Raw genomic sequence first — 19,931 nt, 5'->3', positions numbered from 1 at the left:
TACGCCTATTAAGGCGGCGCTCGGCTTCGCCTATCTCCTCGCTCAACGAAACCCCAATGAGGGAGAGCGAACCATGATCGACCTTCGGCCCTTTGAAAGCCTCGGCGCTTTCCGCACCGACTGGCTGAACGCCAAACACCATTTCAGCTTCGGCCACTACCACGATCCCCGCCGCATGGGCTGGGGCGCGCTTCGGGTGTGGAACGACGACGAGATCCGGCCCCAGACCGGCTTTCCGCCCCATCCGCATGCGGAGATGGAGATCATCACCTATGTGCGCGACGGCGCGATCACCCATGAAGACAGCCTGGGCAATCGCGGCCGCACGGTCGCCGGCGACGTGCAGGTGATGAGCGCAGGCTCGGGCATACGGCACGCCGAGTACAACAAGGAAGACGTCCTCACCCGGATCTTCCAGATCTGGATTCTGCCCGATCATCGCGGCGGCGCGCCGTACTGGAGCGCGCGCGAGTTCCCCAGGGGCGACCGGTCCGGCGCGCTCGAAGTGCTCGCCTCGGGCCGCAAGGGCGACGACGCCCTGCCGATCCGGGCGGACGCGCGGGTGCTGGGCGCCGCGCTGGCCGCAGGCGAGAGCGCGAAATACGACCTCGAACCGGGCCGGCACGCCTATATCGCCCTGGCGCGCGGCTCGGCGGAGGTGAACGGCGTGTTCGTGAACGCCCGCGACGGCGCGGCGATCAAGGATGTCGGCACGATCGAGATCAAGGCCTCCGAGGACGCCGAGATCGTGATGACCGACACCCGCTAGCGCAGTACGGCGGTTCATCGTTAAGGCGCGGTTCAGCCCGCCCGGTTATTCCGGGCGGGCGTTCCGTTTTTCTGGAGACCGGCCATGTCCCGTACGCTCGCCGCGCTTTTCGCCTTCGCCGCCCTCGTTTTCACCCAGGGCTGCGTGGCGGTTCAGGCCGTCGGCGTGGCGGCCGGCGTCGCCGGCGCGACGATCGGCGTGGCCGGCGACGTCGCGGAAGGCACGGCGAAAGTCCTCATCCCCGGTGACGGGGACGACGACGAGGACGACGGCGAAGACTAGGCGCCGAACCCACCGCGCGGCGCGAACCTTCCCGCATCGGGCGCGTTCTCCCGTCAGACACGGGAGCGCCCCATGCGTCAGCTTATCGTCTTCATCGCTACGCTTTTCGCCCTGGCCGCTCCGGCGAGCGCCGAGGAATTCCGCCAGAGCCTCAACGGATCTCCGGAAGGTCCTGTCGCGGTCGCGGTGATCGAGATCGGTCCCGAACTGTCCGAGCGCGCGGGCGAATACGGTGAGCGCGAGCTGCTCATTCTTCAAAGAAAGCTCGAAGGCGCGCTGATCGACGCCCTGCTCGACGCAGGCCGCTACGCCGAAGTGGACGATCCCAGCGCCAGCACGCTTCTGGTGGTGATCGAGGACGCGACGCCCAACCGGCCCACCTTCCAGCAGCTCGCAGACCGCCCCAGCCTGTCTGCGCGCACCGTCTCCATCGGCGGAGCGCGGGTGACCGCTGTGATGTCCGACCCCGCCGGCGACGAGCTCGGGCGCTTCGCCTATTCCTGGCGCACGCCGGCGCTCGATCGCGAGCAGTACACGCTGGTGTGGACCGATGCGGAGAACGCCTTCGACCGCTTCGCCCGCATGGTCGCCGCAGAACTCACCGAAGAGCCGGTGCGGGCCGCCGAGTAAGGCCGGTCAGGGCGCGCCGATCCATTTATGGGTCTGAAGGCTCAGCCGCCATTTGGGGTACTTCGTGCAGTACTCGAACGCGGCGCGCGCGTTCTGCATCTGGTTCGGCCCGTCCATGGGCTGGAGCCGGAACTCCCTGAAATCGAGATGCTCGAAGGCTTCAGGCGGCGCGTCCGCCTGCGGGTAGACGAGCTTGAGCTCATGGCCTGAGCGCTGCACCAGCGGCGCGGTCGATTTCGGGCTGACGCAGATCCAGTCGATCCCTTCAGGCGCGGCGATCGTGCCGTTGGTCTCCACCGCGATCTCGAAGCCGGCCTCGTGAAACGCGTCGATCAGAGGCGGGTCGAGCTGCAAGAGCGGCTCGCCGCCGGTGCAGACCAGATAGGGCTCGCCCCCGCCCGGCCAGAGCGAATAGGCCGCCTCCGCCAGCGCTTGCGCGGTCTTGAATTTGCCGCCGTTCACGCCGTCGGTTCCGACGAAGTCGGTGTCGCAGAACGTGCAGACCGCGCTCGCCCGGTCGCGCTCGAGCCCGCTCCACAGATTGCAGCCGGCGAAGCGCACAAACACCGCAGGCCGGCCCGCCTGGCCGCCCTCGCCCTGCACGGTGAGGAACATCTCCTTGACCGAATAGGTCATGCGCTCGCCCGCCACTCAGCAAAGCCCTTCGCGCGCAGCTCGCACGCCGGGCAATCCCCGCAGCCATACCCCCAGGCGTGCCGGTGTTCGCGATCGCCGCGATAGCAGGTGTGGCTCTCTTCGATGATCAGATCGACCAGCGCCTCGCCGCCGAGATCGTGCGCGAGCGCCCAGGTCTCCGCCTTGGTCAGGTGCATGAGCGGGGTCTCGATGCGCACCTGTTCATCAAGGCCGAGCGACAGCGCCTGCTCCTGCGCCCTCATCGTCGCCTCCCGGCAGTCGGGATAGCCGGAGTAATCGGTCTGGCAGACGCCGGTGACGAGATGCGGCGTGGCGCGCCGGTAGGCGTGCGCGCCGGCTATGGCGAGGAAGACGAGATTGCGGCCCGGCACGAAGGTGGTCGGCAGGCCCTTCTCGCTCATCGCGAACTCGGCCTCGCGCGTCAGCGCGCTTTCAGCCAGAGCGCCATAGCCGGAAATATCGACCACCACGTCCTCGCCGAGCTTTTGCGCCCATGCGGGAAACGCCTCGGCGACCGCGGCGCGCACGCGCTCTCGCGCCTGCATCTCCACGCCGTGGCGCTGGCCGTAGGAAAACCCGATCGTCTCCACCCGGTCGAAGCGCGACAGCGCCCAGGCCAGGCAGGTGGCAGAGTCCTGCCCGCCGGAAAAGAGCACCAGTGCGGCTCCGGGTTTGGTGTCGGTGTTCATGGCGGGCTATATCCGCCTTCACGCGCTCTGCTGCAAGGACGGGTCATGACCGAGGCCGCGCTCATCTACACCACCTGGCCGGACGCCGCGACCGCAGAGGCGGCGGCGGGGACGCTTCTGGACGAAGGCCTCATAGCATGCGCGAACGTGCTGGGCCCGATGCGCTCGGTCTATCGCTGGAAGGGCGAGGTTTGCACCGACGCCGAGGTGGCGGTGATCTTCAAGACCGGCGCGGCCCAGGCTGACGCCTGCGCGGCGCGGATCGTCGCGCTTCATCCCTATGACGAACCCGCCGTCGTGCGCCTGGGCGTGCAGGCGGAGGGATCGTCTGCAGGCTTTCTCGCCTGGATTGCAGAACAGACCGCCTCGCCGCGCGGTTCATGACAGGGCGGTGAAGTTTCGATGAAACCGTCCGGGCGTTAACCCGCGCGCAAGCGGGCCGGTGGCCTATCGCCCTGAAGACACGGGCGATCCCGCCCGCATGAGATGAGCGCCGGGACCTCATGAGCCGCACCGTCAGATTGCTCCGTCAGGACGCGCCCCAGCTCGATCCGATGACCTCCGGCTCTGAGGTCTACGATCTCTTCAGCGACGATCCCGATCTTCTGGTGTGCGCAGTAGTGGAGGCCGGCCGGCCGATCGGCCTGGTCGCGCGCAACGCGTTTTTCCTGCGCATGGCGGACACCCACGGCCGCGCGCTTTTCGCCAAGCGCCCCGTCACGTTCGTCATGGACAAGGACCCGCTCGTGGTCGAGGCGGACCGTCTCGTGTCCGAACTCAGCCGCCACATCCTCACCGACCGCAACGCGGCGCTGTTCGACGGTTTCATCATCACCGAGGACGGCAAGTACGCCGGCGTCGGCACGGGCGTGAGCCTGATGAAGATGCTGCAGGCCGAGAGCGAGGAGCGTAATCGCAAGCTCGTCGCCCTGGCCGAACAGCTCGGCCGCGCCCGGATCGAGGCGCTGAGCGCGAACCAGGCCAAGAGCGAGTTCCTCGCCACGATGAGCCATGAGATCCGCACCCCTCTGAACGGCGTGCTGGGGGTGGCGCAGCTGCTTCAGGAAAGCGGCCTGAACGACGAGCAGGCGAGGCTCGTCCGCACGATCCGGACCTCGGGCGAGGTGCTTTTAAGGCTGCTCAACGACATTCTCGACCTGTCCAAGATCGAGGCGGGCAAGATGGAGCTCGAAACTACGCGCTTCGAGCTCGACGAGCTGGTGCAGGCGGCCTGGTCGCTGTGGCGGCCGCGCGCCGAGGAGAAGGGCCTGCGCCTGAGCGTCACCGCGGAGGGCTGCGCCGGGGCGAGCCTTCAGGGCGATCCGGTCCGGCTCAAGCAGCTTTTGTTCAACCTCGTGGGCAACGCGATCAAGTTCACGAAGGAAGGTTCCGTGACCGCGCGCCTGACCCTGACCGATATCGGGCCGGGCCGCACCGTGCTGCGCGCGGAGGTGACCGACACCGGCTGCGGCGTGCCCGAAGCGGCCAAGGCCAAGCTCTTCACCGCCTTCACCCAGGCAGACGGGGCGACCACGCGCAAGTTCGGCGGCACGGGGCTGGGGCTGACCATTTGCAAGCGGCTGACAGACCTCATGGGCGGCTCGATCGGGTTTCAGAGCACCGAAGGGTCGGGCTCGACCTTCTGGTTCGAGGCGCCCCTGCGGCGCGCCGCGCCGGTCGAGACGGACGTAGCGCCCGTCGATATCGAAGCGGCGGTTCCGGAAATGGCAGCCGAGGGCGACGGCCCGCGCATCCTCGTTGCCGAGGACAACCCGATCAACCAGGAGGTCGTACGCGGCTTTCTGAAGCTGCGCGGCTGGAGCTGCGACATGGCGCCGGACGGCGTCCAGGCGCTCGCCGCCGTGCAGCGCGCGGCCTACGACGTGGTGCTGATGGACGTGCAGATGCCCGGCATGGACGGGTTCGAGGCCACCGCCCGCATCCGCGCGCTCGACGGTCCGGCTTCGAGGGTTCCGATCATCGCGCTGACGGCGAACGCCATGCGCGGCGACGAGATCCGCTGCCGCGAGGCGGGGATGGACGGCTATGTCGCCAAGCCGATCGAGAAGGACAGGCTGTTCGACGCGATCGAAGCCGCGCTGCGTCTTCAGCGCGAGACGCAAGACGCCGCTCGCGGCGCAGCGTAGGCGCTCACCGCCTTTCCGAAACGAGAAACGCCGCGGGTCGCCCCGCGGCGTTCTTCGTTCAGCCTGTGAAGGCCGATCAGGCGATGCGGCGCAGATTGGCGAGCGCCGCCGCATCGCTGGACAGCGCCATGTTCAGCCCGTCCAGCAGGGCGTCGGCCGACACCGGCGCGCGCACGCGCGTCTCGGTCGCCGCAGCCAGAACGGGCTGTTCGAGATCGCGGACCAGGCGCACGATCGGCGTCATCGCTGCGGTCGACGCAAGACCCCGGATATCGCCGGCGGCCTCTTCGGGCTCGCAATCGCTGAGCGCCAGACCCAGCACGACCGAGTCGTAGGCGGCCGCGCCCAGCGCTTCGACCAGTTCCTCGCTCGTCTCCACGCAGGTGACGACGCAATTGAACGATTTCAGATAACCCAGCAGCACGGACCGGCGCGCAGGATCGGACTCGCCCACCAGCATGCGCAACCGGCGCGCTTCGAAGGTCAGCTGCTCGCCGTCCGCCCAGCGGTCGGCCTTGCCCGAGAGCTTCAGCCCGACTTCGAACCAGAACACGGAGCCGGCGCCGCTGGCGGCGGGTTCGTAGCCGACCTCGCCGTCCATCAGGCGCGCAAGGCGCTTGGCGAGGTAGAGCCCGAGACCGGTGCCGGCCTCGCGGATATTCGCGTCCATCTTGTCCGCCGACAGCGCGTCGAACAGGTTCGGCCGCGCGCTTTCGGGCACGCCGCATCCGGTGTCACGGACCTGCACGCGCAGGCGCGCCTCGCCCTCTCCGCCCGGCTTGGCGATGAAGGCGGCGGTCACCCCGCCCGCGTCGGTGAAGCGCACGGCGTTGCCGACGAAAATGGTGGCGAGCTGCAGGAGCCGTTCTTCATCGGCGCGCAAGGGGCGCACGGCCTCCCCGGACACCTGCACCTCGAACGCCACGCCCTTGGCGTCGGCGATCGGCTGCATGCGCCGGCGCACTTTATCGGCGAGGCTCCGGGCGGTGACGTCCTCCAGGCTCAGCTCAAGCCTGCCTGCCTCAATGCGCGAGACGTCGAGCACGTCGGTCAGGAGCCGGTTCAGCTCCTCGCCGGATTCGGTGATGCGGCGAGCCATGCGCTTCTGATCCGCGGACAGATCGTTCTCCGCCAGAAGCTGGGCCATGCCGAGCACGCCGTTCAGCGGGGAGCGCAGTTCATGGCTCATGTTCGCGATCATCGCCGCGCTCGCCCGCGCCTGATCTTCGGCGCGGCGGGCGGCCTGGTCGTTATGCTCGGCCAGGCGCGACAGGGCGGCGGCCTGCGCCTCTGTGTGCCGGTGCGCCTCTTCAAGCGCGACATTGGCGCGGACCGCTTCGGCCAGCGTGTTGGAATAGGTCTTCGTCAGCGTGTTCATCGCCAGATAGAAGGCCGCCAGCATGAAGGCGACGAGAAAGCCCTGCCAGGTGCCTTCGAGCGCCAGCGAGACAGCCCAGAGACCCAGCGCAGGCACGGCGTAGGCGGTGACCACCCGGTGCTCCGCCGCGCTGGTCAGGCCCGCGCCGGCGACCATGCCCGCGATCACAAGCGCAACGGCGTGACCGACGATCGCAGGGGTGGAGTCGGTGAGAAGGAACGGCGTGGCGCCCCAGCACAGCCCGACAACGCCGCTCATCAGGGTGTAGCGCAGCATCTCGCCGTCGGTCGGCACCCGGTCGGCGCGGGTGGCGCGCCACATCGAGGCCAGGCGCAGAAGCGCCGCGATCGTGAGCACCGAGAACCACGCCCCGTGCGCGACCGGGTCGACATGACCCAGGAAAAGCACGCTCAAAAGCAACGCGTTCACGATATTCATCGGCACGGCGCGCACAGCGCTGCGCGCGACCAGCAGCCGTTTCATCCGCCGGCTCTCAGCCGCGACGGTTTGTTTGCTCGTATCCTCGAGCGCCATCAATCCACCCTCCTGACCGCGTTTTTCCGCAGTTCTGGAGAGGATCATCCCGCAAAGGTCTTAAAACAGCGTGGATTTCGGATTCATCTTGCGGCAGGGCACCGCGATCCCCATTCTGGATGTTACTTTGTTACGTCGCCGACGGACCGGAAACGATCATGACGCTTCGCCTCGCCCTCGCCGCCAGCCTGGTCCTGCTCGCCGCCTGCGGAGAGGACGCAGCGCCGCCTCCGGGCGCGGATCTGGGACTGGAGCCGGTCGACGCCTCGATCGAGGCTGAAACGGTCAGCTGGCGCGACCTCATCCCCGACGAGGACCTCGAAACGATCCAGGCGCTGGACGAGGGCCGGGCCGATCCCTCCATGCTCGGCCGCTTCCTCAATCAGAGCCCGGTCGAGGGCCAGATCGGCACGTTCAACGTGGTGGAGGATCTCGACGGGCTGGTCGTCCGCATGCCGGGCTACATCCTGCCGCTGAACTACGCCCAGCGCGGCGAGGCGCGGGAATTCCTGCTGCTGCCCTATCACGGCGCCTGCATCCACTCGCCCGCGCCGCCGCCCAACCAGGTGGTCTATCTGCGCTCGCCCGAACCGATCCGGTTCGACAGCCTGTGGGAGCCGGTCTGGGTGGAAGGGCGCATCGAGATCGAGCGCGTGGACACCGATCTGGCCGCCAGCGCCTATGCGATGACGGCCCGGTCGGTATCGCCCTACAGGGAGTAGCCGCCTAGGGCGCGGTCGCCTCGTCGCCCGGCGGGTCGATCTGACGGCGCAGCGCCTCCGCCGCATCCGCGACGGCCTGAGGCGACGGCGCGCTCTCGTCCGGTCCATCATAGTCGCTGAACGCGCTCTCCATCACCACCAAAAGCTCGGCGATGGCCTGCGCCAGATCAGGGCGCTCGAGGATGATCGCCTCGGTCTTGCGCCGTGCGTAGATCTGGGCGGCGGCGTTGAAACCATAAGCGTCGAGCCAGGCTTCCCCGCCGGCGGTTTCGCCCGCCGCGAACCCGTACTGGAGCGCGGCGCGGTCGGCGAGATCGAGCAGGACCTCGGCGTCCACCAGCGCCTGTTCGGTGCGCGGCGCGGGCGCGACCTCTTCGTTCTGATCGAGAAGCTCGAGCACGGTGACCACCGCGTTGCGGATCTCCTCGTCCGACGCGCCCTGGAAGTGCAGCACCGCGGCCTCGTTCATCTCTTCGAGCATGACCGTGCCGCCGCGCTCCTCGATCACCGGTTCGAAGTCGATGTAGATCTCGGAGACCGGGTGGGAGAACATTTCCGACGCAGCGCTGCGGTCTCCCGCTTCCAGCGCGGCGAGGCCCGCCAGATAGTGCGCCCGCATCACCTCGATCGCCGAAAGATAGACCACCGGATCGTCGGCCGCGATCGCCGGGTCGATGCCGAATTCGCCGCCGGCCTCGCCACCTTCGCCGCCTTCTCCGCCCTCGCCTTCGAGATCGGGACCCGCGGCCGCGGTTTCGGTCTGTGTACCGGCTTCATCGTCAGACGCCGTGATCGCCGCCTCGCCGTCGCGCAGCGCTTCGGGATCGGTCAGTTCGACCTGATCGGCGCTTTCCCGGCCGGTCTCCGGCTCGCCGCACGCGCCCAGCGAACCGGCGGCGACGGCGGCCAGACTCGCGGTCCAGAACAACGGGGTCTTGCGGATAGCCATGAGCGCGTCCTTTTCTTTCTTGTGGCGGCCGTGCTAGCCCGGCTGCGAACGATTTGCAAGAAAGCCCGCAATGCTGCATCGCCTTTCACAGGTTTTGAACGCCGAAGACCTCGCTGCGGTTCGAAAGCTCGCCGCCGATCCCGCCCTGTTCTCCGACGGCGCGCGGACCGCGGGCGCGGCGGCCAGGGCGGTGAAGGCGAACCGGCAGATGCGTCCCGGGCCTCAGGCGGACACCGCGAGACGACTGGTCGAGGCCGCGCTCAATCGTCATGAGACGTTCCGGGAAGCCGCCCTTCCGAACCGCATCCTGCGCACCATGATCAGCCTTTACGGGCCGGGCGAGGCGTATGGCGTCCATGTCGACGACGCGCTGATGGGGCGCAGCCGCAGCGATCTGTCCTTCACCGTCTTTCTCAGCGATCCGTCCGGCTATGAAGGCGGCGCGCTGGTGCTTTACGACAGCGCCGGGGCGACGGAGGTGAAGCTCGAAGCCGGTGACGCGGTGCTCTACCCGACAGGCGCCCTGCACGAGGTGACGCCTGTGACCCGAGGCGAGCGCCTGGCCTGTGTAGGCTGGGTGCGCAGCTTCGTGCGCCGGGCCGACCAGCGAGAGATCCTGTTCGATCTCGGCGCGGCCGCACGCGAGGTCTTCAGGACCGGCGGCAAGACCGAAGCCTATGACCGGATCGCCAAGAGCCGGGCGAATCTCTTGCGTCAGTGGGCGGAGGACTGATCGTCCGGCGCGCCTCTGGAAAGCCCCCCGTGCGGCTCCATCGGGGGGCCTGGGCGGACCTCGTAGCCAGCGCGCCGAAGATGACGCACCAGATCGGCCGCGGCGAGCCGGCACGCGTCCAGCCCGCCGAGCCGCGTCCGCCAGGGCGAGCGCCACAGCGCGTAGGCCAGCGCGTCGCGCAATGTCTCGTCCTCGCCGCTCATATCCCCTCGCCGATCTCGGCTGTGCTCACAGGAACGTTTATAGAACAAAGCGTGGCGCACGCCAGCCGCGCGGGTGCAGCGGTCTGTGCATAAAGGCGACAGCGGGCTGCAATTTGAACGAATGGTAACGTTCCGCGCCTTGGCCCCCCGGGGTGTTCGGACCTAGTTTGTTCGATACAGAACGGGAGGGGATTCCATCATGCGCTTTATTCGCAGCCGCTGGTCCGCGGCGCTGCTCGCGGCCGTGGTCGCCGGTGCGCCCGGCTTCGCTCAGGACGCCGAGGCGGACGAGGACGACGACACCATCGAGAGCTTCACCGAGGACTTCGAGCGCTTCGAAGGCCTGTTCACGCTCTATCGCGATCCCGAGGACGGCGATCTCTACATGGAGATCGGCGAAGACCAACTCGGCGAAGAGGTGATTTATTTCACCTACACCGAGAACGGCGCGCCCCGGGTCGGGCATTTCCGCGGCCAGTTCCGCGCCAACCGGGTGCTGACCTTCACCAAGCGCTACGGCGAGATCGAGATCGCTGCGGAAAACACGAACTTCTCCTTCGATGAAGACAACGCGCTCTCGCGCGCCGCGGACGCGAACATCACCCGCGCGCCGCTCGCCATGCTCGACATCGAAGCGGAAACGCCCGCGGGCGAAGGCGAGGACGCCGCGCCGGCGCGCTATCTGATCGACGTAGGCGACCTGCTCCGCGGCGAAGACCTGCACCAGATCAAGCCGACCCCGCCGCGGGGTCCGGCGGCCCGGACCACGTTCCAGCTCGGCCGGCTGCAGTCGGGCCAGACCCGTATCACCGACGTGCGCTCCTATCCGGAAAACACCGACGTGGTCGTCGAGTACGTCTATCACGACGGCACGCCGAACGGCCCGGCCGGCGCGGAGATCACCGATCCGCGCACCGTGGCGGTGCTGCTGCAGCACTCCTTCGTGGCCATGCCCGAAGAGGGTTTCGAGCCGCGCGCGGACGATTTCCGCGTGGGCTATTTCGGCCAGCGCGTGACCAATCTCACCGACACCTCGGTGACGCCGTATGACGACGTCATCAATCGCTGGCGGCTGGTCAAGCAGGACCCCGAGGCGGAAATCTCCGACCCGGTCGAGCCGATCGTGTGGTGGATCGAGAACACCACCCCGCTCGAACTGCGCGACACCATCCGCGAGGCGGCGCTGACCTGGAACCAGGCCTTCGAGGCGGCGGGCTTCTCCAACGCCATCGAAGTGCGCGTTCAGCCCGACGACGCGGACTGGGACGCCGGCGACATCCGCTACAACGTGCTGCGCTGGACCTCTTCGCCCACCCCGCCCTTCGGCGGCTACGGGCCGAGCTTCACCAACCCGCGCACCGGCGAGATCATCGGCGCGGACATCATGCTCGAATACGTCTTCCTGACGAATCGCATCCGCTATTCCGAGCTGTTCGAGGTGGCCGGCCTCAGCCAGTGGCTGCCCGCAGACCAGCTCGCCGAGCTGACCGGCGAGCCGGCGCACATGTTCGCGCACGATCATGAGCACGGCGCGATGTGCAATTTCGCCGAACACCTGCAGTTCGAGACCCAGGCCGGCGTCGCCGCGCTCAGGGCGCAGGGCGCGAGCCAGGTCGATATCGACGAGCTGATCCGCCAGGCGCTCCACTATCTCGTCATCCACGAGATCGGCCACACGCTGGGCCTGATGCACAACATGGGCGCAAGCTCGGGCGTGAGCCTGGAAGAGCTCGCCTCGGGCCAGACCGTGACCCACTCGATCATGGACTACCCGGCGCTGAACCTGCCCGGCGAGCCCGGCGCGAGCGTGCAGTACTCCCAGGAAATTCCGGGCGCCTACGATGTCTGGGCGATCCAGTACGGTTACACCGCTGAGGACGCGGCTCTGCCCACGATCCTCGCACGATCGACCGAGCGTGAGCTGTTCTTGGGCAACGATGCCGACGACATGCGTTCGCCCGGCCGTCACATCGACCCGCGGGTGATGATCAACGACCTGTCCGACGATCCTGTCGCCTGGGCCGAAGGCCGGGTGGCGCTGATCAACGACACGCTGGCGCGCCTGCCCGAGATCGCGGTCGAAGAAGGCGAGACTTATCAGAACCTTCTGACGAGCTATCTCATCCTCTCCGGCCAGCGCTTCGGCGCGGCGAACGTGGCGAGCCGTCATGTCGGCGGCATCTACAACAACCGCGCCGTGGTCGGTCAGGAAGGCGCTCAGACGCCCTTCGTGCCGGTCCCCCGCGCCAAGCAGGAGCAGGCGCTCGACGTGCTCGAAGCGGCGGTGTTCGGCCCCGACGCCTTCACCGTGGAGGAGGCCTACGCCGACCGGCTGCAGCGCCAGCGGCGCTTCTTCGACCACTTCCCGACCGACGAGGACCCGTCCCTGCACGCCCGGGCCTTCGCCCAGCAGCAGGCGATCCTCGCACACCTCGTCCACCCCAACGTCCTGAACCGTATGGGTGACGCGGCGCGTTACGGCGGGGAGTACCCGGTCGCCGACTACATGCAGGACCTGACGGCGATCATGTTCGCCGCCGACGTGCGCGGCGAGCCGAACACCTACCGGCAGAACCTGCAGGTGGCCTATCTGCAGCAGCTGATCGCGATCGCGAGCCCGTCGGGCCCGTATGCGCCCTTCGCCCGCTCTGCGGCGCTGGCGTCGATCAACGACGTCAAGGGCTGGGTCGGCCCGGACTGGCTGCCCGACCTCATCGGCAGCCGTGAAGCCAAGGCCCACCGCGCCCACCTGCGCGCGCTGATAAAGGCGTCCGGCCTCTAATCAGCGGCCAGGGTCGGACACAAACGCCCCGCTCGGACGAGCGGGGCGTTTTTGTTCAGACGAGATCGTCGATATCCACCTTCAAGGCGGCCGCCAGACGCTTCAGGGCGTCGATGCCCGGCTCCCGGCGGCCGCTTTCTATCTGGGAGACGTAGGGCGCGCTCAGTTCGGCGGCGCGCGCGAGTTCGACCGCCGACAGGCCGCGATGCTCGCGCCAGATCCGCACCTTGCTTTCAGCGCCGGAGAGCAGGCGATCGACGATCTCGGAGGGAACCGGATCGGTCAATCCCGCCGCAGCCGCACGATCATAAGCGTCCACCACGGCCCGGTCCTCGGCGTCCTCGACCGCCTCGACCAGAGCCTCGTACTCGGCCTCCGGCATGACGACGAGCCGGTCGCCGTTCGGAGCGGTGATCACCTGTCTCGACATGACATCCTCATTCATAAGCCGATCCGCGCGGCGCGATCCGGATGACCGCGATCACGACACCGTCCCGGTAGAGAACGCGCCAGTCCCCGACCCTGAGGCGAAAAACGCCTTCCCGGCCCTTCAAGCGCCTGACGTTGTTTCCAAGCGAGGTGGGATCGGCGGCGAGTGATCAATCTTCTCACGGATCAAGCCCGCCGTGTTCGCGGGCATTTTCGCGAGCGTTCTCACCGCCTGCCGCTCATAGACCACACGCTTCATGCGCGGAGGTTAGCAGATAGCAAACTTTAGCGGAAGCGAAAGGTAGCTGAACGTCAGGGCGCCGGCGCGAGATGGGTGACCTTGGTCTGGAAGGCGTCGTCCTGGCCTTCGACCAGAAGCGGGGCGGCGCGGGCGATCGCGTCGGTGAGGTCGGAGATCCAGGTCTCGGCCTTGGGAAAGTCCGACAGCACCCAGCCGGTCACCTTGTTCTTGTCGCCGGGGTGGCCGATGCCGATCCGGCCGCGGCGGAAATCGCCGTCCAGATGCGCCATGATCGAGCGCAGGCCGTTGTTTCCCGCATGCCCGCCGCCCAGCTTGAGCCGGAACTTGCCCGGCGCGAGGTCGAGCTCGTCGTGGAAGACGGCGACCATGGGCGTGGGGATCTTGTAAAAGCGCGCCGCCTCGCCGACCGACCGGCCGGCCTCGTTGTAGTAGGTCTCAGGCTTTAAGAGCAGCACCTTCTGAGGGCCCTGGCCGGTCTCGATCAGCGCCTCGCAGGCCTGGCCATGGAAGCGCTTGCGCCAGGGGGTCTGCGCATGACGCTCGGCGATGGCGTCCAGCGCCATGAAGCCGGCGTTGTGCCGGTTGCCGGCGTATTGCGCACCTGGATTTCCCAGCCCTGCGATCAGATACATCCGCCCGCTCCCGGAAACGAAAAGGGCGGCCGCCGCGATGTCCGGCCGGCCGCCCTTAAACGGGTTTGCAAATAGGCCGGCGCGCCTAGTCTTCGGCGTCGCCTTCGCCTTCGCCGTCCTCGGCGGAAGCTTCGGCCTCGTCGCCCTCGGCGTCGGTCACGCCTTCACCTTCGTCGTCGGCTTCGGCCTCTTCCTCGACCAGGGCGCGCGAGCCCTGCATCGTGGCGATGGTGAAGTCGCGGTCGGTGATGGTCGGGGTCACGTTCTCAGGCAGCGAGACCGCCGAGATGTGCACCGAGTCGCCGATATCCATGCCCGAGACGTCGACTTCGATCGCTTCGGGGATCGAGCCGGCGGGGCAGTTCACTTCGATCGCGTGGCGGACCACGTTCAGAACCCCGCCGCGCTTGATGCCTTCGGCCTGCTCTTCGCCGACGAAGTGCACCGGCACTTCCACGGAGATCACGTCCTGCGCGTTGACGCGCTGGAAGTCGACGTGGAGCGGCAGGTCCTTGACCGGATGGAACTGCACGTCGCGGGCGAACACGGTCTGCTTGTCGCCCTTGTGCTCGATGGTGATCATGTTCGCCAGCAGTTTGCCGGAGTTGATCGCCTTGATGAGCTCGTTGTTCTTCAGCGAGATCGAAACAGGGTCCTGGCCGCCGCCGTACAGCGTGCCCGGCACGAAGCCGTCGCGGCGCGCCTGACGGGCGCCGCCCTTGCCGGTGCGCTCGCGCACCTCGACATTAAGAACAATATCGCTCATCGGTCCGGTCCTTAGGCGAAGTCGGTTCAAACGCGAGCGCCGCCTGCCGGCGGCGCTACGAGGCGCAGCGCTTTATGGACGCTTCGCCGTAATTCGAGCCGCGGCGTATAGCCGATGACGCGGGGGGGCGCAAGCGCAGGCGCTGAGTTAAAGCCGCGTTCCTGAAGCCGGTCAGCGCGGCTGCTCGAACCCGGTCAGAAGCGCGCCGCCCGAAAGCAGGAACAGCACGCCCGCGAAGATCGAAGCGGCGGCCTCGAACCGGCCGTCGAGCTCGAGAAGACGCGTCAGCGCCGGGCGCTTGATCAACGGCGCGCCCACGAACACCACGCCGCAAACAAACAGAAAAAGCCCGATCGCCAGCAGCATGCGCCGCCCTCCCTTTCTGGTCAGCCTGCAGCGAATCTAGCGGGGCGAAGCGGCGGAGGCGAGCAAAACCGGAGGCGAGCCGGGTTGAGACACGAAAAAGCCCGGCGCGGCGCGCCGGGCCCTTCCGGAGAATTCCGACCAGACTTAGTCGGTCAGGTTGCTGGTGTCGTACAGCGACATGGTCGCGGTGCGGTACTCGTCCCAGCTGATCGTATCGTCGCCATCGGTGTCGAAAATGTCGAAGCGTTCGGCGTAGAAGCCGTCATCGGCCTGCCACTCGCCCCATTCCTGGTACGAGACGGTCCCGTCATCGTTCGCGTCGATGGCCGAATAGGCGCGCTGAAGACGGCTGTCGAACATCATGACGAAGCCTTCTTCGTCAGCGTCCATCCAGGTTTCGTCTTCGTCGTGATGGTCGGCGAAAGCCGCGCCGCCGAGGGCGAGCGCTGCGACAGAGCCGATCAGAGCGAACTTTTTCATCGGGTCGTCCTCCTTTGTTCGCGCCGCGTCTGCGGCGTGTTCAGCGGAGTCAACGCGAGCCCACCCGCCCCGTTCCGAGCGGTCGCAGCGCTTTCGGTGAAGGGGTTCTAGTCGAACAGCTTGGAGACGGATTCGTCGTTGGCGATGCGCCGGATCGCCTCGGCCAGAAGGGGCGCGACCGAAAGAGCGCGCACATTGGTTTTCTGCCCGCCCAGCTTCTCGGTCACGTCGATGGAATCGGTGACCACAAGCTCCTTCAGCGCCGAGGCGCCGATGCGCTCGACCGCCTTGCCCGACAGCACGCCGTGGGTGATGTAGGCGGCGACCTCGGCGGCGCCGCGGTCTTTCAGCGCGGCGGCGGCGTTACACAGCGTGCCGCCCGAATCGATGATGTCGTCGAAGATGATGCACCGCCGGCCTTCGACGTCGCCGATGATGTTCATCACCTCGGCCTGGCCGGGTTTGGGACGGCGCTTGTCGACGATGGCGATGTCCGCGCCGATGCGGCTGGCGAGCGCGCGCGCGCGCACCACCCCGCCCACGTCGGGCGAGACGATCATCAGATCCTTGGTGTCGTAGGCGCGGCGGATGTCCGCCTCGATCACCGGGGTTGCGAACAGATTGTCGGTCGGAATGTCGAAAAAGCCCTGGATCTGGCCGGCGTGCAGATCGAGCGTCAGCACGCGGTGCGCGCCCGCCCCTGCGATGAGGTTCGCCACCAGCTTGGCGGTGATCGGCGTGCGCCCGCCCGTCTTCCGGTCCTGCCGGGCGTAGCCGAAATAGGGAATGACCGCGGTGATCCGCTTCGCGCTCGCCCGGGTGAGCGCGTCCATGCAGATCAGAAGCTCCATCAGATTGTCGTTCGCCGGCTTGGACGTGGACTGGATGATGAAGACGTCCTGGCCGCGCATGTTCTCGTCGATCCGGACGAACAGCTCGCCGTCGGCGAAGGTCTCGATGTCGACGTTCGAAAGCGGCGCGTCGAGATAATCGGCGATCGCCTTGGCGAGCGGTCGGTTCGCGTTGCCGCACATGAGCTTCATGGGAATCGCCTTTCGCACATCGTCCGTGTCCGGCGCGCTCATAGCAGGATGGGCGCGCCGCGCAAAGGCTGGGGGCGGTAGGGGCGTGTTCGCGCAAACGCGCGGAATGCGTTAGCTTCTTTTCGGTCAAACATCTCTGGAGCGCCCATGTCCAATCCCGCCTTCCGTGTGAAAGCCCTGTGGGACGACGAAGCCGGCGTCTACGTGTCCGAAAGCGATATCCTCGGCCTGCACATCGAAGCGGCCACGATCGAGGAATTCGAGCAGGTGATGCGCGAGGAAGCGCCGAAACTGATCGTGGCTAACCATCTTTCAGCAGAGGCTCTCGCCTCCCGCGATCTCGCCGACCTCGTGCCGAGCATTTTCTGGGAGACGAACGCGATCCTGAAAGACGCCGGGATCGCCGTGCGGTTCTAGGTCTACTCCCCGAACCGCTCCAGCCCTGGCGCGGGCGGCAGGCCGGGGCTCGCCAGCGCCATCACCTTGAACAGGGTCCCCATCTCTTCAGGATCGACGAGCCGCTGCAGCTGGCGGGCGATCCGGCCGCGGCCTTCGGCGTCCTGGCCGCGAGAGAGCGCGGCGGCGCGGTGTTCGATCCCGAGTCCTTTGAGGAACGCGCCCTGCCCTTCGGCGCCGTACACGTCGAGCCCGGCGGCCCGCGCCAGCGCGCCGAACCGGTCGAAGGCCGCCCAGGCGGTGAGATCCGCCGTGCCCGGCGCGTCGAGCGGATCGACTTTCTGGTGCCTGCGGATGGCCTGAAGCGTGTCGCCGAACTCCGGCGCGTCCGATCCGTAATCGATGAACAGCGCATAGCCGGGCGCAGCCTTCAGCCGGCGCGCGATCTCCTCGATAAGCGGGCCGTCCGCCGGGCGCAGCTCGACAAGTGCGCCTTCCGGCGCCTCGCGCAGAGGCTCGGGCAGGCTTTCAAGGTCGGCCGGGGAGAGCACGGCGCCCAGACCTAAGGCGAACGTCTCCGGATCGTCGGGCGCGATGCCGACCACGCGCTCTCGCCAGACGCCTTCGATCCGCACCGCCTGCCGAATGGGCAGGCAATCGAGAAACTCGTTCGCCACGATGACGCACGGCCCTGCGGCGGCGTCCTCGATCCGCCTGGCCCAGCGCACCGGGACGGGCGCTTTGGACAGCGTCCGGCCCTGCACCATTTTCAGCGCGGGACTGGCCTCGACCAGAGTGACGTCGCACGCATCGAGAAAGCCCGGCGCGGCGCGGCTCGCGCGCAGCATGTCGCTCATCATCCGGCCCGTGCCGGGACCAAGCTCGATGAGCTGGACCGGGGCGGGCGCGCCCATCTGCGCCCACACTTCGGCGGCCCACAACCCACACAGCTCGCCGAACATCTGACTGATCTCGGGTGCGGTGATGAAGTCGTTTCCAGCGCCCAGCGGATCTTTCGTGGCGTAAAATCCCGCCATCGGATCGAACAGCGCCTCGGCCATATAGGCCGAGACGGGCAGCGGCCCCTCCTCTCGGATGCGGGCGCGCAGGCGTTCGGCCAGCATCTCGGCGGGGCGGAACTCGTCGTCTGTCATCACGAAACTCAGGCGGCGGCGGTCTGTCCGATAGCCGGGCGCTGCAGCGCCCGGCGGATCAGGAACGCGCCGGCGGCGATCATCGGGATGCACAGGATCATGCCCATCGTGACATAGCCCTGCAGCGCCTCTGGCATGTGCCGGTCAGGCTCGCGCACCAGCTCGACCATGGCGCGGAAAACACCATAGCCCAGCAAGAACACGCCCGCGCTGAGGCCGGGACGGGCCAGCGCCTTGAACCGGTAGATCAGGAACGCGATCACGGCGAACAGCACCGCGCCTTCCAGGAACGCTTCGTAGAGCTGGCTGGGATGGCGATCGACGCACAGCGGATCGGTGGCGAAGCGCATCCCCCAGGGCAGGTCGGTCGGCCGGCCCCAAAGCTCGCCGTTGATGAAGTTCGCGAGCCGTCCGAAGAACAGCCCGATCGGGGTGGCCGCAGCCACCGCGTCGGCGACCCTGAGCAGCGGCGCCTTGTAATGGCGCGAGGTGAAGTAGACCGCCAGCGCTACGCCGATGAGGCCGCCATGGAAGCTCATCCCGCCTTCGGTGATGCCGGTGAGCACCCAGAGCGGCCGCTCCCAGATCGCGCTGGTCTGATAAAACAGCACATAGCCCAGACGGCCGCCGCCGATCACGCCGAGCATGATCCACAGCGCCAGATCGTCGACGAAGGCGCGCGAATAGGGCGCGGTCATGGTCTTCGCCGTCGTGCCCCACAGCGCGTCGTTCTTCACAAGCCGCAGCACCCACCACAAGCCGATGAACAGGCCCGCGATATAGGCCAGCGCATACCAACGGATGGGGAACGGGCCGATCCCGAAGACCTCCGGGATGGTCACCAGCACCGGATCGATCAGGTCGAAACTCGGCGGACAGAAGCCCATTCATCCCCTCCCGGACGCAGGTCAGGCGCCTCGATCTCCGCCGCGCACGTTGCGCGGGCGGGGCCCGACCGCCTATATGGGGCCTTCATAGCAGTTCGAGCGGTGTTGTCATGCAGTCGCGCAGTCCCTTCTTTTCCGATTTCGCCGATCTGATGACGGATGCGTTCTCCGCCGCCCAGGCGGCGGGCGAGGAGGCCCGCACCGCCTTCCGGGCGCAGGCCGAGCGCGTCGCCGCCGAGCTGGACATGGTGACCCGCGAGGAGTTCGAGGCGGTGCGCCTGAAAGCCGAGCGCGCCGAGGCCGAACTCGAATCGCTCAAGGCGCGGCTCGACGCGCTGGAGGCGAAACCGGCGGGGGCCAAGACCGCCACCCGCAAGCCGGCGGCCAAACGCGGAACGTCGAAAAAGGCGTCCGATTAATCGCTTAGCATTGTCACCTTTTGTTCAGTTGCGCCGCGTCCACGACGCGGCTTACCGTCGTTCGCGCGTCCGGCTCACAAGACCGGCGCGCTAGGGGGAGAGGACCACATGGAGCTCGAGACCCAGGACGTTTCGACCGCGATCGATCCGCTCGAAAGCGTCGAACAGGCCGTCATCGGCGAGCAATATCCATACGAACGCGACGAGCTGGAGCTGCACCTGGCCGCGCCGGGCGCCTGGCGCGACCATCAGATCTGGTTCGCCTACCGGCCCGAGCTGGACGTCATCCATGTCTGCGCGAGCCTGGAGCTGAAAGCGCCCGACAACCGCTTCAAGGACGTGTGCGAGCTGGTCGCGCGGCTGAACGAGCGGCTGTGGCTGGGCCATTTCGACGTCTGGGCAGACGACGGCTCGATCATCTTCCGCCACGCGCTGACCCTGCCTGAAGCCGAGGGCGTATCGGTCTCCCAGGCCGCCGCGCTGATCGCGGCCGCCAAAGAGGCCGGCGAGCGGCTCTACCCTGCCTTCCACTATCTTCTGTGGAGCGGCAAGAGCGCGGCCGAGGCGGTGTCGGCGGCCATGTTCGACACGGTCGGAGAGGCCTGATCGAGCTGCAAGGAAA

General features: G+C 67.5%; 25 protein-coding genes. 11 read left to right on the top strand and 14 right to left on the bottom strand.

Going from position 1 to position 19,931, the window contains the following annotated elements; genetic code table 11:
* Window positions 1-73: 73 nt before the first annotated feature.
* From ABL308_08900 to ABL308_08890, 3 genes are all read left to right on the top strand, one after another.
* On the top strand, window positions 74-769 hold the full coding sequence (locus ABL308_08900) for a pirin family protein (GenBank protein XBQ15078.1): 696 nt from the start codon (window positions 74-76) through the stop codon (window positions 767-769).
* An 84-nt stretch (window positions 770-853) separates the two neighbouring features.
* The gene (locus ABL308_08895) at window positions 854-1,051 is read left to right on the top strand and encodes a hypothetical protein (GenBank protein XBQ15077.1); all 198 of its coding nucleotides are present in this window, start codon (window positions 854-856) and stop codon (window positions 1,049-1,051) included.
* 72 nt (window positions 1,052-1,123) lie between these two features.
* On the top strand, window positions 1,124-1,681 hold the full coding sequence (locus ABL308_08890) for a hypothetical protein (GenBank protein XBQ15076.1): 558 nt from the start codon (window positions 1,124-1,126) through the stop codon (window positions 1,679-1,681).
* 6 nt (window positions 1,682-1,687) lie between these two features.
* On the opposite strand, the gene queE is transcribed toward ABL308_08890, so the two are convergent.
* On the bottom strand, window positions 1,688-2,317 hold the full coding sequence (gene queE / locus ABL308_08885) for a 7-carboxy-7-deazaguanine synthase (protein ID XBQ15075.1): 630 nt from the start codon (window positions 2,315-2,317) through the stop codon (window positions 1,688-1,690).
* Window positions 2,314-3,027 (bottom strand): 7-cyano-7-deazaguanine synthase QueC, encoded by a 714-nt coding sequence (gene queC / locus ABL308_08880; protein ID XBQ15074.1) that lies wholly within the window; start codon window positions 3,025-3,027, stop codon window positions 2,314-2,316. Before queC ends, queE begins: the two co-directional genes overlap by 4 nt.
* 45 nt (window positions 3,028-3,072) lie before the next feature.
* Here queC and cutA point away from each other — a divergent pair, with 45 nt between their 5' ends.
* Window positions 3,073-3,411 (top strand): divalent-cation tolerance protein CutA, encoded by a 339-nt coding sequence (gene cutA / locus ABL308_08875; GenBank protein ID XBQ15073.1) that lies wholly within the window; start codon window positions 3,073-3,075, stop codon window positions 3,409-3,411.
* 119 nt (window positions 3,412-3,530) lie between these two features.
* Complete coding sequence (locus tag ABL308_08870; GenBank protein XBQ15072.1) at window positions 3,531-5,174, top strand: ATP-binding protein; 1,644 nt, start codon at window positions 3,531-3,533, stop codon at window positions 5,172-5,174.
* Window positions 5,175-5,250: 76 nt separating this feature from the next.
* Here the strand turns inward: ABL308_08870 and ABL308_08865 are convergent, their stop codons facing one another.
* Window positions 5,251-7,035: a hybrid sensor histidine kinase/response regulator gene (locus ABL308_08865; GenBank protein ID XBQ15071.1), complete on the bottom strand. Its 1,785-nt coding sequence runs from the start codon at window positions 7,033-7,035 to the stop codon at window positions 5,251-5,253.
* Between the two features lie 209 nt (window positions 7,036-7,244).
* On the opposite strand from ABL308_08865, the gene ABL308_08860 reads away from it, so the two are divergent.
* Window positions 7,245-7,808, top strand: coding sequence for a DUF3299 domain-containing protein (locus tag ABL308_08860; protein ID XBQ15070.1), 564 nt, complete (start codon window positions 7,245-7,247; stop codon window positions 7,806-7,808).
* A 4-nt stretch (window positions 7,809-7,812) separates the two neighbouring features.
* On the opposite strand, the gene ABL308_08855 is transcribed toward ABL308_08860, so the two are convergent.
* A complete protein-coding gene (locus ABL308_08855) occupies window positions 7,813-8,757 on the bottom strand; it encodes a hypothetical protein (protein XBQ15069.1) in 945 nt (314 codons plus the stop codon).
* 70 nt (window positions 8,758-8,827) lie between these two features.
* Between ABL308_08855 and ABL308_08850 the strand changes: the two genes are divergently transcribed.
* Window positions 8,828-9,490, top strand: coding sequence for a Fe2+-dependent dioxygenase (locus ABL308_08850; GenBank protein XBQ15068.1), 663 nt, complete (start codon window positions 8,828-8,830; stop codon window positions 9,488-9,490).
* On the opposite strand, the gene ABL308_08845 is transcribed toward ABL308_08850, so the two are convergent.
* Window positions 9,472-9,693: a hypothetical protein gene (locus ABL308_08845; GenBank protein ID XBQ15067.1), complete on the bottom strand. Its 222-nt coding sequence runs from the start codon at window positions 9,691-9,693 to the stop codon at window positions 9,472-9,474. The two genes, ABL308_08850 and ABL308_08845, sit on opposite strands and share 19 nt — an antisense overlap.
* A gap of 199 nt (window positions 9,694-9,892) precedes the next feature.
* On the opposite strand from ABL308_08845, the gene ABL308_08840 reads away from it, so the two are divergent.
* Window positions 9,893-12,475: a zinc-dependent metalloprotease gene (locus ABL308_08840; protein XBQ15066.1), complete on the top strand. Its 2,583-nt coding sequence runs from the start codon at window positions 9,893-9,895 to the stop codon at window positions 12,473-12,475.
* A 55-nt stretch (window positions 12,476-12,530) separates the two neighbouring features.
* On the opposite strand, the gene ABL308_08835 is transcribed toward ABL308_08840, so the two are convergent.
* The 7 genes from ABL308_08835 to ABL308_08805 form a co-directional block, all read right to left on the bottom strand.
* Window positions 12,531-12,905, bottom strand: coding sequence for a helix-turn-helix transcriptional regulator (locus tag ABL308_08835; protein ID XBQ15065.1), 375 nt, complete (start codon window positions 12,903-12,905; stop codon window positions 12,531-12,533).
* Between the two features lie 7 nt (window positions 12,906-12,912).
* Window positions 12,913-13,029: a type II toxin-antitoxin system RelE/ParE family toxin gene (locus ABL308_08830; protein XBQ15064.1), complete on the bottom strand. Its 117-nt coding sequence runs from the start codon at window positions 13,027-13,029 to the stop codon at window positions 12,913-12,915.
* 187 nt (window positions 13,030-13,216) lie between these two features.
* Window positions 13,217-13,798, bottom strand: coding sequence for an aminoacyl-tRNA hydrolase (pth, locus tag ABL308_08825; GenBank protein XBQ15063.1), 582 nt, complete (start codon window positions 13,796-13,798; stop codon window positions 13,217-13,219).
* A gap of 85 nt (window positions 13,799-13,883) precedes the next feature.
* Window positions 13,884-14,564: a 50S ribosomal protein L25/general stress protein Ctc gene (locus ABL308_08820; protein ID XBQ15062.1), complete on the bottom strand. Its 681-nt coding sequence runs from the start codon at window positions 14,562-14,564 to the stop codon at window positions 13,884-13,886.
* A gap of 171 nt (window positions 14,565-14,735) precedes the next feature.
* Window positions 14,736-14,930, bottom strand: a complete 195-nt coding sequence (locus ABL308_08815; GenBank protein ID XBQ15061.1) for a hypothetical protein — start codon at window positions 14,928-14,930, stop codon at window positions 14,736-14,738.
* Window positions 14,931-15,074: 144 nt separating this feature from the next.
* Window positions 15,075-15,410 (bottom strand): hypothetical protein, encoded by a 336-nt coding sequence (locus tag ABL308_08810; GenBank protein XBQ15060.1) that lies wholly within the window; start codon window positions 15,408-15,410, stop codon window positions 15,075-15,077.
* A 107-nt stretch (window positions 15,411-15,517) separates the two neighbouring features.
* Window positions 15,518-16,453: a ribose-phosphate pyrophosphokinase gene (locus ABL308_08805; protein XBQ15059.1), complete on the bottom strand. Its 936-nt coding sequence runs from the start codon at window positions 16,451-16,453 to the stop codon at window positions 15,518-15,520.
* Between the two features lie 147 nt (window positions 16,454-16,600).
* Here ABL308_08805 and ABL308_08800 point away from each other — a divergent pair, with 147 nt between their 5' ends.
* Window positions 16,601-16,870, top strand: coding sequence for a DUF1902 domain-containing protein (locus ABL308_08800; protein ID XBQ15058.1), 270 nt, complete (start codon window positions 16,601-16,603; stop codon window positions 16,868-16,870).
* A gap of 2 nt (window positions 16,871-16,872) precedes the next feature.
* Here ABL308_08800 and ABL308_08795 read toward each other — a convergent pair whose 3' ends face one another.
* Complete coding sequence (locus tag ABL308_08795) at window positions 16,873-18,003, bottom strand: SAM-dependent methyltransferase (protein ID XBQ15057.1); 1,131 nt, start codon at window positions 18,001-18,003, stop codon at window positions 16,873-16,875.
* Between the two features lie 8 nt (window positions 18,004-18,011).
* Window positions 18,012-18,890 (bottom strand): prolipoprotein diacylglyceryl transferase, encoded by an 879-nt coding sequence (gene lgt, locus ABL308_08790; GenBank protein ID XBQ15056.1) that lies wholly within the window; start codon window positions 18,888-18,890, stop codon window positions 18,012-18,014.
* Window positions 18,891-19,000: 110 nt separating this feature from the next.
* On the opposite strand from lgt, the gene ABL308_08785 reads away from it, so the two are divergent.
* Window positions 19,001-19,309: an accessory factor UbiK family protein gene (locus ABL308_08785; protein ID XBQ15055.1), complete on the top strand. Its 309-nt coding sequence runs from the start codon at window positions 19,001-19,003 to the stop codon at window positions 19,307-19,309.
* A 108-nt stretch (window positions 19,310-19,417) separates the two neighbouring features.
* Window positions 19,418-19,915, top strand: coding sequence for a YbjN domain-containing protein (locus ABL308_08780; protein ID XBQ15054.1), 498 nt, complete (start codon window positions 19,418-19,420; stop codon window positions 19,913-19,915).
* Window positions 19,916-19,931: the final 16 nt, after the last annotated feature.

The sequence above is a fragment of the Oceanicaulis sp. genome (genome assembly GCA_040112665.1).
Taxonomy (GTDB): Bacteria; Pseudomonadota; Alphaproteobacteria; order Caulobacterales; family Maricaulaceae; genus Oceanicaulis.
The sequence above is the reverse complement of the archived record's forward strand: the minus strand, read 5'-3'. Positions and strand labels throughout refer to the sequence as shown.